Source organism: Gillisia sp. JM1 (assembly GCF_000424645.1).
Taxonomy (GTDB): Bacteria; Bacteroidota; Bacteroidia; order Flavobacteriales; family Flavobacteriaceae; genus Gillisia.
This window is the reverse complement of record NZ_KE384218.1, coordinates 1,947,482-1,962,664: the sequence shown is the minus strand read 5'-3', so window position 1 is coordinate 1,962,664 and position 15,183 is coordinate 1,947,482. Positions and strand designations below refer to the sequence as shown.

Genomic DNA, 15,183 nt, shown 5'->3' with positions numbered 1-15,183 from the left:
AAAGTATTGTTTATAAATGGAACCGTTTAGCAGTGATGGATTTAATTATGTTAAGAAATAGGCTTGTAAGTAGCGCTGATCTTTAAGGAGATAGTATCATTCTGTTTAGCAATTCCTTTAAGCTTTAAAATTCCATTTTCAGAGACTATAGAAGATTGCAATATTAGCTTTTCACAAATATTAGGATCTACAACTGCCATAAACTTGACATTAGCAGCGGTTGCCAATTGCAACTTTTTATTAGACCTTCGCTCTGCTTCCTCCTTGAATAGTTGCATTAAAATAACTCCCGGAGTTACAGGTCTATCTGGAAAGTGTCCTCTATATAGATCGTGATCCTTATTTATCTTTACTTCAGTTATAAATTCCCCTGCTAGTTCTGTTGAACTTACTACTGAATAAAAATCCTTTAAAAGCATATACTATCTATTTAGAAAAGCTAAAATAGATAGAAATTTGATTCTGATACTAAGACTTGATGATTTTTAATTCTGAAAAACTGTGGGATGTATAGGTTGATTAAACCTGATGTTTTTAAAATCTATCTCAGTATAATCTCCAGATGCTTCTATAAGTCTCACGGTGATCACTACAAAGTTCCTATCAAATAGCAGAACTATTTGGTTGAACATTTCTCTTATGGTCGCGTCTTTTGGAACAATAACCGCAGAGATAAGATTCGTAGTTTTAAAATAAGAAACGTCATAATTCTTTTTATCTTCTAGTAACTTACCATTAATACTGCCTGAGATCAATGTGACTAACTTTTCGAAAAGCTTATTAGATTTGAGATCGGTTACAGATTTATAACCATCGTCATCAATAAAAAGTTTACTGTCTTTAAATAATATCTTATAATTATAGGGTTGTTTATACTCCCATTTAAGTATATCTGGAGCCAGGTAATATAATCTACCACTACTAATTGCGGCACCTTTCATCATTTTAATATACTTGGTCTGGAGGAAATCACTAGACAAACTTTCCAAGGCGTCTGAACGCTTAGAAACAATTTCTTTGAATTTAATGGTTTCCGCTTCCGTCAAAGGAGTTTGCGCAAATGTTGCAACCGAAATAAAAAAAACAGCTAGTTTAAGAATACGCATTTAATTGAAATAAATTATCTACCCTAACGGATCTATAATTGTTGGTTTGCAAAAATAACAACAATTGTTCCAAGATTTCTACCGTTTGGAGATTGTTATCGTGTAATAAAATGACATCTCCGGGTTTTATATTTTTAATGATCCTTTTTAAAATAAAATTCTTAGAATTTAGAATGGCATCATAAGACCGTAAATTCCATCCAATAACCTGATGTCCTGTACTGTTCAATGCTCTTTGCACCTTTGGATTAATAATTCCAAATGGCGGTCTAAAGGTTTTTAAGTTGATTCCTCCGATCTCGAAAGCAATCCTATTACAGCTATTAATTTCTTCAATAATTTGATGAGTCCTCAAAAAACCCATTTTTCGAGTATGAGAAAATGTATGATTTCCTACTAAATGCCCATCTTGAAGTATCTTCTGAAAGATCTCTGGGTTCTCTTTAATTTGCTTGCCAATACAAAAAAAGCTTGCTTTCATATCAAATTTCTTCAGCAAAGCTAATATCTCTAAAGTATTCTCCACAGGACCATCATCAAAAGTAAGTGCTATTTCCCTATTGGTTACTGCGAGATTGTTGTTATAAGCCTTCACAAAAAAGTTCCATTGAACATTTGTTGAGATCAGTAATAAAAAGAATAGATATGCTAGAACAGCGATCAACAAGATCCAAATGGAGATGAATTCAAAAAACACCAAGAGTACTCCAATAAAGAATAAGAGAATAACTACGATATTAAATGGTTTGTAGCTCAAGGTTTTTGTAACAGTATTAGGCTATGATTGTTATGTGAGGACAAGTTGTATAAAAGTATATTTTTTGGATTTGCACCAGATACTTCATTCAATTTTAAAATAGCTGGAATTTGCTGCTTTCTAAAAATCAGACAACTCAACCAAATTGCAAAACCAGTTACTGTTTTAAAATCTCCTGATAGATGTTTATACGCAAGCTGGCAAGTTTTAGAAAACATGGTGTTTTGCAACTCATTAGAAACCTTGTCTTGATCTAAATCTCCGTTTTTTCCAAGAAAAACAATATCCAAATCCTGTGATCTTAAACTATTTTTTAATAGAAATTCCGTGATTTTTTCTGAAATCTCAATAGATGATTCGGCTTTAAAATTAGTCACGCCTTTTAGTTGAGCATACGAATCCTTTATATTTTCAGTAGTTAAATTAAAGAAAAAAGCTCCTTCAGAAGTTATGGTTCCTTCAGATTTCTTTGAGAACAGACTTAAATTTTCTATTTCCTCTCGTTTTAAAAAACCATTCAAATAGCCAAAAGAAGTGATCTTATTAGAAACTTCATCTACACCTCCCACCAAAACTGAATTTAAAGAAGGTTTTTCATTAAGTAATAATACGGAATCTATTAAAGCAGATTCCAGAGATGTACTTTCTTGAGAATAAGTAACATTATATCCGGAACACTTCAAATTCAAAGCGATCTGCCCTCCTAAAGTATTGTGGGTAGACTGTATAAAAGAAGTAGGAGTTAATAACTCCTCTTCTTGAGAGAGCATACTTTCCAAAAATTTCTCTGTATCCTGTTTACAGCCCTCGCCCGTTCCTGTAATAATAGCATCTGGAAGCTCTACATTTGCATCTTGCAAGGCCATTTTGCCCGCAGTAAGCCCCATTTTAATTGCCGTGGACATTCTTCTTAAAGCCATAGCCGGAATATACTCTTTGAAATTTGGCGAAATCGCCTGAAATATATTAGAATTATATATGATTGGTTTTTCTGAAAAAATACTTTCTTCAGTTTGAGCAGATATCGCTCCAATTCCAGTTATATAAACAGTTCTACTCATTTTTACTGAAGATTAAGGACGTACAATTTCCTCCAAAACCGAAAGAATTAGACAATACATAATTAACAGTTTTATGCTTTAATTCGGTAATTGGGAGTAATCCTGATTCCTTCATTGGTTTCGAAAAATTCAAATTAGGAAAAATTAAATTATTTTGAAGAGATAAAATACTAAACACTGCTTCCAAAGCTCCTGCAGCAGCTAAGGTATGGCCTGTAAAGGCTTTGGTAGAACTAAGATCTGGAATTACAGAGGTAAAGAGCTCCTTAATAGCATTAGTCTCTGAAAGATCATTGTTTCTGGTGGCAGTCCCATGTGCATTGATATAATCTATCTTTTCAGCACCAATTCCAGCAACTTCAAGTGCATCTTTCATTGCTTTATAGGCACCCTCGCCCGTTTCAGAAGCAGCGGTTTGATGATAAGCATCATTAGCATTTCCGTAACCAAGCACACGACCTACAATTTTTTTATTCTTTGCTAAATGTTCAGCTTCTAGGACTAAATAAGCAGCCCCTTCTCCTAAATTCAATCCGTTTCTGGAATCATCAAAGGCTTTGCATTTTTCTTCAGAAAGGATCTTTAAGGAATTGAATCCGTTTAAGGTGAATTTTGTAAGACAATCTGTTCCTCCCACAATTACACGTTTTAATTCCCCTGCCTTAATGAGTCTTGCGCCAAGCATAATTGCATTCGCACCAGAAGAGCAGGCTGTGCTAATAGTAGTGGTAAAGCCTTTTATATTAAGGTGTTCTGAAATCTTATTTGTAGTAAATCCGGGATGTTGCGCAGGGATATATTGATGATGTGAAGTAGACTTTTCATATTCTAAATAGTATTTCTCTGTAGCATCCATTCCACCCACACTGGAACCAGAAATAAAACCTGTATTACTCAACTCTTTTGCATTCAAACCAGAATACTTTATAGCCTCCTTAGCTGCAATTATTCCTAGAAGTGAAGCACGTGTATAGGAGTGATGATCTGGTAATTGAAGTTTCTTTTCAAAATCGAGATTGAGAGTTTTTACTTCACCTAAAGGAAAACTGGTGTGTTTAGTTTTTAGTATCTCAGGAAATGTAATCCCATCCTGAGATTTGATTAAGGCTTTAAAATTCGCCTCAACTCCGCTGCCAAGAGCGGAAATAATTCCCATTCCTGTAATGGCAACTCCTCTATTCATAGACTATTTAGTTCGGTGAGACTCTATATATTCTGCCATTTTATTAATGGAAATAAAGATTTCTTTTCCTTGATTGGGATCGGTTAATTTAATTCCGTAATCTTTCTCTAGTAACACAATTAATTCCAACGCATCTATAGAATCCAATCCCAATCCGTCTCCAAAAAGTGAATCATCGTTATCTATATCTTCTATAGATAATTCTTCAAGGTTAAGTTGTTCTATAATACTTTGTTTAAGCTCTGTGCGTAAATCACTCATTTTCAAATCTGTATAATTCCTCTAAGTTCTCTTTGGTAAACGGGATCTCTCCATTATTTGAAACCAAGCACAAAAGTACATCATATTGGTCATTTTTCAGTTCTATCCACCCACAAACCACACTGGAGGCTTTTCCTGAATTCAGTAATGTTTCAGAATAATCCACTAACAAATCGGCATTGAATTTATCTTCAATAAAAAACACATTCTCGCTTTGAAGTTTATGTTTAATACTTATTTCCCCAAGAACTATATTTGGCAAGGTATACACGAAAACTGCAGGAGAAACAATGCTTTCCATAGATTTTACATGTTTCATATCTACATCATGGCTTGAAGAAGCATTAGAAAAAACCAAAGCGGTATCTGCATTAAAATGTTGACTCCTTAGTAGTACCGAAGAACCTAGAATCCCTAATTTACATAGAGAATCCATCTTATGATATTTTGGATATCTCAGCGCCAATTTCTTATAGGAGTCTTTTAAAAATTGAGAGAGATCAATTTTAGAATCAAAAGATAGAATAGCTTCCCTTTTCAAAAAGATCTCATCATTTTTAATCCTAATAGAATTTGTAATAAATTGATTTATAGCTTTATCCATTAAAACTCTTTTTTAATATCATTGCTAAATTACAACCACCAAAACCAGAAGCTGTTTTTAATGCAGTTTTAAGTTCTTTGTTTTCTATTTTCTGAATAATATTAAGAGGTTTTGAAACTCCTAATTCTTCAAAATTAAGCGAAGGATATAATTCATTATTAAGCAATGAATGTTTTGTAAGAATGGTTTCAATTAAAGCCGAAGCACCTAAAGTATGTCCATAAAAACCTTTAAAACTATTTACAGGAACATGGGCTAAGGCTGCTCTATTAAAAGCCATAGCTTCCATTTCGTCATTAAATATAGTAGCAGTACCGTGAGCAGATAAATAATCCATTTCTGAAGCTGATAGTTTTGATTCTTTTAAAGCCTGCTGTATACTTTTATATAAACCTTCACCGGTTCTGGAAGGCCCGGAAATATGATTGGCATCATTTGTTGAAGCATCTCCAACCAAACTAACAGAATCACCTTCCCTTTTATTATTACTCACCAAAATTGCCGCTGCTGCTTCTCCCAAACTAATGCCATCTCTGTTCTTTGAAAAGGGTTTACAAGGAGTAGCACTTAATGCCTGAAAAGATTGAAATCCAGAGGTTACAAAGTCCGAAACTAAGTCTCCGGCAACAACTATGGCATTATTAAACTTCCCTGCTTGTATAAATCTTTTGGCAATTGAGACTGCAAGCCCCCCGGAAATACACGCATTAGAAACAATAATTGGCTTAAGTTTAAGGCCAAAAAATTCTTGAATAATCTTGGCCAAGGAATTTAAACTTGCCCGATCCTTAGAAAAATTTTGTGGATTACCCAACAGATCTATATTCCCTTTAGTACTTGAAATGATAAGTGCTGTTTCCGATAGATCTAACTCATTATTATTTAAAACACTTTGAGTTGCAAGCAACATCATTTGCTCCAGTTTAGTGAATTTTGTAGCATCGCCTATAATAGAAAAATTATCTGCTAATAAGGCCGCGTCGATTATTCCAGCATAAAACCCTCCATTATGAAACCTTGAATTTTCATGGAATTGAAGCCCAGAATTACCAGCTTTAATTGCTTTTATATTTTCTGAAGTAGAAAAACCAAGTGGAGAGATAATTGAATCTTCCTGTAATAAAATATCCATCATTTAGATCAAGCCCATTTTCTTTTTCCAATCTAAGAAAAATGATGGATTAATCAGCACAAGTTCTCTGCTTTCATTTAGAAAAACCTGAGTTGTTTCACCAACACAAACCAATTTGTCTTTTTTAAAGATCTTGTAAGTAAATACAAGTTTTGCAGCATCTACTGGCTGGAAGCTTGTTTCTACCTCAAAAGTGTCGCCATATTCTAAAGGCAATTTATGCTCGCAACTAGATTTTACTATAGGAGTTGCATAACCACGATTTTTCATGTCTAAATAAGAAATCCTATGTTGAATGCAGAAATCCTCACGTCCCTCTTCAAAATACTTTAAATAATTCCCATGCCAAACAATCTGTAAAGGATCACATTCATTGAACCTTACCTTGAGTTGAATTCGGGATTTAAGGATGTTTGAGGACATTTATTCTACCGTTACTGTTTTCATTTCTGAAGTTGCTACAACTTTTCCATTTTCATCTACTGTTTCAGCAACTACAAGGGTCACACCCATTATTTCTTTTAAAATTTCAACATTTGTAACAAGCTTGGTGGCCGCTTTAGGCAAAGATCTTATTTCAATAGTCTTTATAGCGCCAATAAAACCTGTTTTCGGCTTATCTAAACCAGATAAAAAACCTTGGTATCCACGATGTAAAGACATGCTCTGCGCCATATGTTCGATAAGACCAGCTTCAGACAAAAATCCTTCTTCCACCAATATATTATCTACCGGGATTGCAAAGCCTGTTTTTCCTGTAAGTGCCGTATATTCAAATAATGAATCTACCATCACAAAAGGTGGTTTCTGCGGAATAAGTTGAATAATTCGTTGAGGATCTAGAATAGGTTCTATTAGTAAGTTTTGCTCCATAAATTTTAAAATCAATAACCTCGATACAAAGTCTACGAGGAAAAATGAGTAATATTTAATGTCTTAAAATAACCATCAGGTTAAATAAATAAACCCTCTATGAGGGGTTGAAATCATTCCAAAAATCATAATAATTATACCACTGATGCGGGTATTTTCTCACCATCCCTTCCAAGTCTCCAAGATAGGCTTTTAATAATTCTTTTGGAGAGTCAGACGTACCTTCAAAAGGTCTTGCATAAAAATGATAATGAAAACCTTTTTCCCTCATTATACGTACAAACAATACAGGTATTTGGTTACGTGCGGCAAGTTTAAAGGGACCCTGCGGGAATTTTGTAGGTTTACCAAGTAATTCTTCAGTATATGTTTTAGCATCTTTATAATACCTATCTGCTGCAAAAACTAAAAGCTCATTTTTCTTTAAAGCTTCATTCATCAGAAAAATATGAGAAAGATCGTCATTTAAAACAATCGTTTTAATGCTGGTTTTTCCTGTAACAGATTCTAAATAATTCTTTATCTCTTCATGTTCCAGGTCGGTTATTATAAGATTTACAACTGCAGAGTCGTGCTTATCACTAAAGAAATGCTGCGCTAAATTAAAGTTTCCTATATGTGCAGTTAGTAGAATTCCTCCTTTTTTCTTTGCCAGAAGCTCATTAATGTGGTGGATGCCATCAAATTCGAAACTATATTTTTTCTTTAATCCTGAACCTATAGCGATCCTATCCAATTGTATTCTTCCAAAGGTGAAATAACTTCTATACACCTGAAATATTGCACTTAAAGCTGAATAATTCAATCTTCTTCGGAAGAGATAGTAGGTGCTTTTAGTAGAGTCAAAAGAAAAAATCATAAAATAAGCAGCTACAAAAAGGAGCACAAAATAGGCTGCATAAAGCCCGAATGTCTTTATTATAAATACATAGATCTTAAACCCTAAAACGGTTCCTCTAGATTGCCCTTTCCATTCTGCCATAATAGTTTAAGAATACAAACCGCCATTTATATTGATCACCTCTCCAGTTATGTAGGATGATTTTTCTGAAGCAAGAAAAGAAACAAGATTTGCAACTTCCTCTGTTTCCCCAAACCTGTTCAATGGGATCATTTTTTTAAGGCTAGTTTCATCAAAATCTGCTGTCATATCAGACTTTATAAAACCCGGAGCAACAGCATTTACGGTCACTTTTCTTTTACCTATTTCTTGAGCTAAAGCTTTTGTTGCTGCAATTACAGCTCCCTTTGCAGCAGAATAGTTTACTTGACCAGGATTTCCCTTAAGCCCCGAAAGTGAAACTATATTAATAATACGGCCATAGCGCTGAGTTAGCATGTTTTTTAAAACTGCCTGAGAGCAATTATAAAATCCGTTAAGTGATGTATTTATAACCGATTGCCAGTCTGAGAGTTTCGTCCATATAAATAGACCGTCCTTTGCAATACCCGCGTTATTTATAAGCACTTCAATAGTGCTTTCAGGGTTTTTAATCACCCATTCTTCCAGTAATTGAGAAACTTCTTTGGTATTAGACACATCAAATTTTAAAAGTTCACAACGAACTTGCTTCGCAACAATAAGTTTTTGAGTTTCTAACGCAGCAGTTTCATCAGAATGAAAATTCAGTAAGATATTATAGCCTAGATCTTCAGCCAGTTTTATGGCAATTGCCTTCCCAATTCCTCGTGATCCTCCAGTTACTAAAGCATATTTTAATTTCATTGCAAAGTTTTATTCCTTCATTGAGGGTTTGATTCCCTGAGGCTCTTAATTATTTCAATAATTGACTTCAGCAAATTTTATAAGCATCCTGATTTTTAATGAACTCCTTAATTATTTCCTGAGTTTTATAAAGTGGCAAATCCTCTTTTATCTCTGGAACTAATTTATTTAATATTTCAAATTTTTCGCGAGTTACTGTTGATAAGCGTTCTTTTATCTCAAGATGTCTCAATGCTTGCACTATAGTTATCAACTCGACGCTTAAAACTTCAAAAGCATTATCTATAACTGTTTTAGTAACATTAGCAGCGTTGGTCCCCATACTTACAATATCCTGATTATCGTTATTGTTTGGGATACTGTGCACATACATAGAGTTGGAAAGCATCTGGTTCTCTGCTGTAGTAGAAACCGCGGAAAATTGAGCGCCCTGCATTCCAAAATTAAGCCCTAGAACTCCTAAATTCACAAAAGGTGGTAAAATATTATTAAGTCGGTCATTCAAAAGGTAATTCAACTGCCGCTCTGCTAGCATAGTCATTTTTGTCACTACCAACTTAAGCTTGTCCATTTCTAGCGAAACATAATCTCCATGAAAATTACCTCCATGATATACCTGTTTTCTTTCCACATCTATAATGGGATTGTCGTTGGCAGAATTCACTTCTTCAATCAAGATCTTCTGGGTATTTTCAATTGTATCGTAAACAGGCCCTAAAATTTGAGGCACACAGCGTAAACTATAATATTCCTGAACCTTTTCTTCAAAATATTCACTTTCAGGATTTTTCCCACTGTATAAATGTTCATTTCTATCGCGGGTAAGAGACGAATCTTTTAAATGATCTCTCATTTTTGAAGCCACTTTCTGCTGCCCAATATGAAGCTTTGTACCGTTCAATTCTGAAGATAAATGATCGTCATACGCCTCGACAATTTCATTGATTGCGGAAGAACAGAAGATAGACCAATTAAGTAACCTTTTGGCATAAATAACATTTACAATTCCAATCCCCGTCATTGCCGAAGTTCCATTCATCAAGGCTAAGCCTTCCCTTTGCTCTATTTTAATTGGTTTTATATTTTCTTCTGAAAAAACTTCTGCTGTCTTTCTTTTTTCTCCTTTATAATAAACTTCACCTTCCCCAATAAGTACCAAAGCCAAATGTGCCAACTGCACCAGATCTCCTGATGCTCCTACCCCACCGTGTTCAAAGATCAAAGGGGTGATATCTTTATTTATAAGTAGCTGCATAGTTTCTACTACAGAGGAATGTACTCCAGACATCCCTAATGCCAAGGTGTTCAATCTAGCCAACATCAAAGATTTTACATATAAAGGCTCCATAGGTTTCCCCATTCCTGATGCATGACTTCTTATAAGATTGTATTGCAATTTTTTCCTGTCCTTGTCTTTGATCTTGTACTGAGCCATCGGTCCAAATCCAGTATTAACTCCATAAATTATTTTGTTTTTAGAAAACTCCTCTAAAAACTTAAAGCTTATGGACATTCTCTCAATAACTGAAGGATCGAAAGTTATCTTTGAATCTTCAAAAAGGACCTCATAGAAATTTCTAAAATCAAGAGCAGTTGTAATTTGGAGCATACGATAGAAATCCGGGATTATTAGTAGTGTATCCTTTGCAGGAACTGTTAATTCTCTTAACAAATGTACTATATTTACCGCGCAAATGAAATGGAATGAAAAAGGAAATTTCAGAAATTCTTATTATTGGTGCGGGTCCTTCAGGAATGGTCTCTGCCTCTTATCTTCATAATCATGGAATAAAGGTTTTAGTGGTAGAAAAATCTATTTTTCCCAGGTTTCAGATTGGGGAGAGTTTAATTCCTCAATGCATGGATAATCTGGAAGAAGCCGGTTTATTAGAAGCTGTTAAAGAAGCTGGTTTTCAAAAGAAATTTGGAGCTCGTTTTATTAAAGATGAGAAAATAGGAGAATTTGATTTTTCTGAAAAATATGGCGAAGGCTGGAACTGGACCTGGCAATTACCCAGAGCAGATTTCGACAACTGTTTAGCATTAGAGGCCCAAAGGAAAGGCGTTAAGATCTTGTTTGATACCGAAGTAATAAATGTTGAATTTGAAGGCAGTAGTTCTAAAACTATTGTAAAAAATTCAAAAGGAGAACTCACAGAGATCCAAGCAGATTTTATTATAGATTCCAGTGGTTTTGGACGGGTTTTAGCCAAACAATTACAACTAGAAGCGCCCCCACAAATTGCTGCTCATTCCTCAATTTTTGTTCATATAGAAGAGCCTGACCGCCCTAAAGGAAAAGAAGGGGAACTTATAACTTTTGAAGTTTTAGAAACTCAAGTCTGGTTTTGGTATTTCCCGTTTTCTAATGGAAATTCCAGTTTAGGCTTTGTAGCTCCTACCAAATGGTTCGAAAATTTTTCGAAGGATCCGGAAATAGCAATGAAGGAAATGATAGGGAAATTGAAGTTCTATAAAGACCGATTTGAAGCTCACGACTTTTTATTTAAGCCTATTAAAGTAGATAATATAAGTAGAAATGTCACTCAACTTTATGGAGAGGGCTACGTACTTACGGGAAACAGTGCCGAATTTTTAGATCCGGTTTTTTCCTCTGGAGTTTCTTTTGCGACTGCCTCTGGCTTATTAGCTGCCAAACTAATTATAAAAGAAAGAAATGGCGCTGAGGTTGATTGGGAAAAAGAATATGTTAAATATATCAAAGAAGGGGTGAATGTATTTTCCACTTATGTAAAAGAGTGGTATTCTGGAAATCTTCAAAAGATAATTTTTCATCCTAATCCTAATCTGGTAATTAAAAAACAGATTTGTGCTGTTTTAGCAGGTTATGTTTGGGATGAGTCCAACCCTTTTGTAAGAAAACATGATCATATAATTCAAAATTTATCCAGATTAATAGAATTAGAAGAAGCTTCCAGCTAAAGTTTAAATTTATTTTTAAGGTTAATTTTCTGAGTCCGACCCTTTTAATGAAATCTTAGATTTTTTAAGTTAAAAAAAGGGAAAAAAGGTTTGGATTGTTAGTAGGTAAAAGTTAGATTTGCAACCGCAAAATAGTTGCGATAAGTTCTTATAATTTAACGGAGAGTTGCCAGAGTGGTTAATGGAGCAGTTTGCTAAACTGTCGACGAGCAATTGTCGCATGAGTTCGAATCTCATACTCTCCGCAAAACGATTAATTCTAAACGAATTATTCGGGGTGTAGCCCTTCTCCCGCTCTAGCGGGATCAGGATAAACTCCGCACGATTATCGCGTCCAGTCGCGATTAATAAATCACTCGGGGTGTAGCGTAGCCCGGTTATCGCGCCTGCTTTGGGAGCAGGAGGCCGCAGGTTCGAATCCTGCCACCCCGACCAAATGGGTATTAAAACCCACCAAAACACTGTTAATCTCTTGATTATCAGTGTTTTTTGTTTTTAATGATATCAAACAATATCATTTAAATACATAAGTCTGGTGAATCATTCGGTGAATCATTTTATTACAGATATTTACGTAACTTCATAATGCAATTAACTGATTTGACTTTCGTCTTTGCAAACTGATTGTTTCATTTAAAGACGCTTAAGATGCCTAATTACACTACCTTTTCTGTATTATTCTTTGTTCGTAAACACCATAACGAGACAAAAAAATTATTTATTTATGCACGAGTTACCGTTGATGGAAAACGCTCAGAAATCAGCCTAAAAAGATCAATATCGGTGAATCATTGGGACGTCTCAAAAGGACGTGCTCGGGGAACTGCTCCAAAAGCAAGAAGTTTAAACCAGTATTTAGACCAGGTTTATACTAAGTTTCTGGATTGCCACAAGCTACTATCTTCCGAGAACAAAGTAATATCTGCTCAAAGTATCAAAGCCAGGTTCTACGGAAATGATGAGCACCAAAAAACCTTGTTGGAATTAATGAGCTATCACAATTCTCATATGAAAAACGTGTTGAAACCCGGCACGATGAAGAATTACCGTACTACCGAAACCTATTTAAAGGAGTTTTTAAAGAACAAGATGAACTGTAACGACATCAACATCAAACAAATCAAGGATCAAACCATATTATTGGGGAGCTCAAAAATTATGCATATAATTTAGTTAGTCTATAGAGGAAGAATTTCACATCTCTGACACCTCTAAACGACGCTCTGAATTCTTTGATTTTTGCATTAAAAGATTCCGCGGAAGCGTTGGTGCTTCTATTATTAAAATAGTTTAGTATGGTTTCGTAGTGCATTTGTACAGATCTTGCAATTGTATTGAAAGACTTAAATTCGGAATTTTCGACTTCGTTGTACCAGTGCGCCAGTTTTAGCCTAGCTACATCTTTGTTCGTATTGTTTTTAAAAACATGGCTTAGCCCTTGAGAGAAGTTGTATGCTTTTTCAATAGTTGGGTATAAATCAAATAATATTTCAGCCCTTTCTATTTGTCTTGCTGTCCATTTGGCTTTTGATTTGAACAATAGATATCGGCCTCTAGCGAGCAGCTGCCTGTGCGTGTCCCCATTACTGAGAAGCTCTGGTTTGTATGTTTTTTCATTTTTCCTGGCTTCTTCAATAGCTTTGTTTTCTACTTCTATAATTTCCCACCTTAATCGGATACGTTCTTCTTGCACTGCTTCTGAGGCTAGTTTTTGAACATGGAACCTATCTGTGACTATTTCGGTTTTAGGGAAACATTTTTTAGCGATCAAATTCATGCTACCGGCCATATCCACAGTGACTTCTTTTACCATATTGCGCCTTTCTACTGGGATTTCCTTTAGTACCTCAATGACATCAACTGCTTTGGTTCCTTTAACAATTGCTACGATGCTGCCTTTCTTTCCGTTAGCTGCTTTGTTTGTTAGAATAGTGTAAAGTTCACCGTTGGATAAAGAGGTTTCATCTAAACTTAAATAGTTGCCCAAGTTCTTTCCATAGAGCAGCCAATCCTGTGAATGCTCTTTTTGCGTCCAATCCTTGAAGTCGCTAAGATGATTTTTGTAGTGGTACTGCAGTGTTTTACCATTGGTCTTATAATAGTCACCAAACCGTTTGGCACTTACCGCATGAGTATCAAGCGATACCTTTTAAAAAAGAGGCAAACTCGTTAGTTATCCGAGTGCCTTTAGCTATTAAGTTCCAATCTCTTTTTACTATCTCTCCTGTATTGACCAGGGTCCAACGCCTACGTTTTATATGGAGCAATACGGATTTACCTCTTAACGGAAAATCTTCAACCGTTATTTCTGGTAAGAAGCCTTTGGATTGTGCTATTTCTAATTGATATTCTTTGGGTAGAATGTTCTTCTCTTCTAAATAGAAATGAACCTTGTCTGTTGATGATTTATGACTGATGATCTCAAAATATTCTAATATGCCTTCTGGCAATAAATAGCGGGCTAATTCTTTATCCAAGTTCTAAGTGTTTTGCTTGCAAAGATACATTTCTCCCCAAGTTTTCACCTTGATCCCAAATCAACTATCGATTTGTAACCGACTTTGAACAGTTCCTACGCAAGTATTCTGCAAAGGTTTCTCGAAAGACTTGTGGGAATAACGGCACTATGAAACATTTGGAACGATTCAAAAAAATGTTGAACCTCTCAATTAGGCTGGAATGGCTGGTTAAAAACCCTTTTGACAATTTCCAATTCAGATTCGAGAAAAACGAGCGACAATATTTAAGCAAGCGAGAACTTCAATTAGTAGAGACTACAGAATTTACTAATAGCAGCTTACAAAAAGTCAAAGATGTTTTTATATTCTCCTGCTATACTGGGCTTTCTTATATAGATTTAAAAGAATTGACCATTCATCAGATTATTAAAGGAATCGATGGCAGCAACTGGATTTATACCAAACGTGAAAAAACGGATGAAACGGTAAAAGTGCCACTTTTGTCTCAGGCCCAAAATATTATGGATCGATATGGCGATAGTATAAAAGACGAATTTTTATTCCCGGTATTTTCCAATCAAAAGGTCAATAAATATTTAAAAGAAATCATGTTGCAATTGAAAATAAGAAAAAATATCACTTTCCATTCCGCCAGGCACACTTTTGCAACAACGGTTACCTTATCGAACGGCGTACCTATAGAAACGGTCTCTAAACTTTTAGGACATACCAAATTATCTACCACTCAGATTTATGCACGGGTTTTGGAAGGTAAATTAAGTGAGGATATGTTGCTGTTGAAAGAAAAACTTAGTTTATGTGAGTCTGAGGACACAAACTTAGTTGCTCTCGATGGAAGCAATGAATAAGGATTGGTTTGAGAATAGTAAAGGATTATTAGATAAGGATACTATAATTTTTCCTTTGCAACCTCCGGGCGCAAAGCAAGATTGTCATGACAATGACACATCTTGCTTTGCTATCTCAAATGAAATCTCCCTTGTGGCTTTTACCGTTTACTTTGTAAATCTCATTATCGACTTATAAACCATGTTTCTTTTACTAGAAGAATCTTTTT

The 15,183-nt window shown here is 35.0% G+C and carries 18 protein-coding genes and 2 tRNA genes; 5 read left to right on the top strand and 15 right to left on the bottom strand.

Annotated features, from left to right (window positions below):
* Positions 1-50: 50 nt before the first annotated feature.
* From H033_RS0112220 to hutH, 13 genes are all read right to left on the bottom strand, one after another.
* A complete protein-coding gene (locus H033_RS0112220) occupies positions 51-419 on the bottom strand; it encodes a hydroxymyristoyl-ACP dehydratase (RefSeq protein ID WP_026838559.1) in 369 nt (122 codons plus the stop codon).
* Positions 420-485: 66 nt separating this feature from the next.
* On the bottom strand, positions 486-1,106 hold the full coding sequence (locus H033_RS0112215; RefSeq protein ID WP_026838558.1) for a LolA family protein: 621 nt from the start codon (positions 1,104-1,106) through the stop codon (positions 486-488).
* The gene (locus tag H033_RS0112210; protein ID WP_026838557.1) at positions 1,093-1,863 is read right to left on the bottom strand and encodes a polysaccharide deacetylase family protein; all 771 of its coding nucleotides are present in this window, start codon (positions 1,861-1,863) and stop codon (positions 1,093-1,095) included. The genes H033_RS0112215 and H033_RS0112210 overlap by 14 nt, the downstream gene beginning before the upstream one ends.
* On the bottom strand, positions 1,860-2,924 hold the full coding sequence (locus H033_RS0112205) for a beta-ketoacyl synthase chain length factor (protein ID WP_026838556.1): 1,065 nt from the start codon (positions 2,922-2,924) through the stop codon (positions 1,860-1,862). The genes H033_RS0112210 and H033_RS0112205 overlap by 4 nt, the downstream gene beginning before the upstream one ends.
* On the bottom strand, positions 2,917-4,107 hold the full coding sequence (locus H033_RS0112200; RefSeq protein WP_026838555.1) for a beta-ketoacyl-[acyl-carrier-protein] synthase family protein: 1,191 nt from the start codon (positions 4,105-4,107) through the stop codon (positions 2,917-2,919). The genes H033_RS0112205 and H033_RS0112200 overlap by 8 nt, the downstream gene beginning before the upstream one ends.
* A 3-nt stretch (positions 4,108-4,110) precedes the next feature.
* Positions 4,111-4,368 carry a phosphopantetheine-binding protein gene (locus H033_RS0112195; RefSeq protein WP_026838554.1) on the bottom strand — a complete coding sequence of 86 codons (258 nt, stop codon included), beginning with the start codon at positions 4,366-4,368 and terminating at the stop codon, positions 4,111-4,113.
* On the bottom strand, positions 4,361-4,972 hold the full coding sequence (locus H033_RS0112190) for a hypothetical protein (protein WP_026838553.1): 612 nt from the start codon (positions 4,970-4,972) through the stop codon (positions 4,361-4,363). The genes H033_RS0112195 and H033_RS0112190 overlap by 8 nt, the downstream gene beginning before the upstream one ends.
* Positions 4,965-6,107 (bottom strand): beta-ketoacyl synthase N-terminal-like domain-containing protein, encoded by a 1,143-nt coding sequence (locus tag H033_RS0112185; protein WP_026838552.1) that lies wholly within the window; start codon positions 6,105-6,107, stop codon positions 4,965-4,967. The genes H033_RS0112190 and H033_RS0112185 overlap by 8 nt, the downstream gene beginning before the upstream one ends.
* The gene (locus H033_RS0112180) at positions 6,108-6,527 is read right to left on the bottom strand and encodes an acyl-CoA thioesterase (protein ID WP_026838551.1); all 420 of its coding nucleotides are present in this window, start codon (positions 6,525-6,527) and stop codon (positions 6,108-6,110) included.
* On the bottom strand, positions 6,528-6,977 hold the full coding sequence (locus H033_RS0112175; protein WP_026838550.1) for a hypothetical protein: 450 nt from the start codon (positions 6,975-6,977) through the stop codon (positions 6,528-6,530). It lies immediately after the preceding gene.
* 97 nt (positions 6,978-7,074) lie between these two features.
* Complete coding sequence (locus H033_RS0112170; RefSeq protein WP_034886202.1) at positions 7,075-7,959, bottom strand: lipid A biosynthesis acyltransferase; 885 nt, start codon at positions 7,957-7,959, stop codon at positions 7,075-7,077.
* 6 nt (positions 7,960-7,965) lie between these two features.
* Positions 7,966-8,703, bottom strand: coding sequence for a 3-oxoacyl-ACP reductase FabG (fabG, locus tag H033_RS0112165; RefSeq protein WP_026838548.1), 738 nt, complete (start codon positions 8,701-8,703; stop codon positions 7,966-7,968).
* Between the two features lie 67 nt (positions 8,704-8,770).
* Positions 8,771-10,312, bottom strand: a complete 1,542-nt coding sequence (gene hutH, locus H033_RS0112160; protein WP_026838547.1) for a histidine ammonia-lyase — start codon at positions 10,310-10,312, stop codon at positions 8,771-8,773.
* A gap of 95 nt (positions 10,313-10,407) precedes the next feature.
* Between hutH and H033_RS0112155 the strand changes: the two genes are divergently transcribed.
* From H033_RS0112155 to H033_RS20190, 4 genes are all read left to right on the top strand, one after another.
* Positions 10,408-11,646 carry an NAD(P)/FAD-dependent oxidoreductase gene (locus H033_RS0112155; RefSeq protein WP_026838546.1) on the top strand — a complete coding sequence of 413 codons (1,239 nt, stop codon included), beginning with the start codon at positions 10,408-10,410 and terminating at the stop codon, positions 11,644-11,646.
* A gap of 160 nt (positions 11,647-11,806) precedes the next feature.
* Positions 11,807-11,891: transfer RNA gene (locus H033_RS0112150), tRNA-Ser, on the top strand.
* Between the two features lie 112 nt (positions 11,892-12,003).
* A tRNA-Pro gene (locus H033_RS0112145) sits at positions 12,004-12,081 on the top strand.
* Positions 12,082-12,294: 213 nt separating this feature from the next.
* Positions 12,295-12,819, top strand: coding sequence for a phage integrase SAM-like domain-containing protein (locus tag H033_RS20190; protein WP_231367610.1), 525 nt, complete (start codon positions 12,295-12,297; stop codon positions 12,817-12,819).
* On the opposite strand, the gene H033_RS0112135 is transcribed toward H033_RS20190, so the two are convergent.
* Entirely contained in the window at positions 12,803-13,723 is a 921-nt protein-coding gene (locus H033_RS0112135; RefSeq protein WP_026838545.1) for a transposase, read from the bottom strand. The genes H033_RS20190 and H033_RS0112135 overlap by 17 nt on opposite strands.
* Before the next feature lie 58 nt (positions 13,724-13,781).
* Positions 13,782-14,123 carry a hypothetical protein gene (locus tag H033_RS0112130; RefSeq protein ID WP_026838544.1) on the bottom strand — a complete coding sequence of 114 codons (342 nt, stop codon included), beginning with the start codon at positions 14,121-14,123 and terminating at the stop codon, positions 13,782-13,784.
* Positions 14,124-14,182: 59 nt separating this feature from the next.
* Here H033_RS0112130 and H033_RS20185 point away from each other — a divergent pair, with 59 nt between their 5' ends.
* Complete coding sequence (locus H033_RS20185; RefSeq protein ID WP_081661848.1) at positions 14,183-14,974, top strand: site-specific integrase; 792 nt, start codon at positions 14,183-14,185, stop codon at positions 14,972-14,974.
* Positions 14,975-15,183 lie beyond the last annotated feature (209 nt).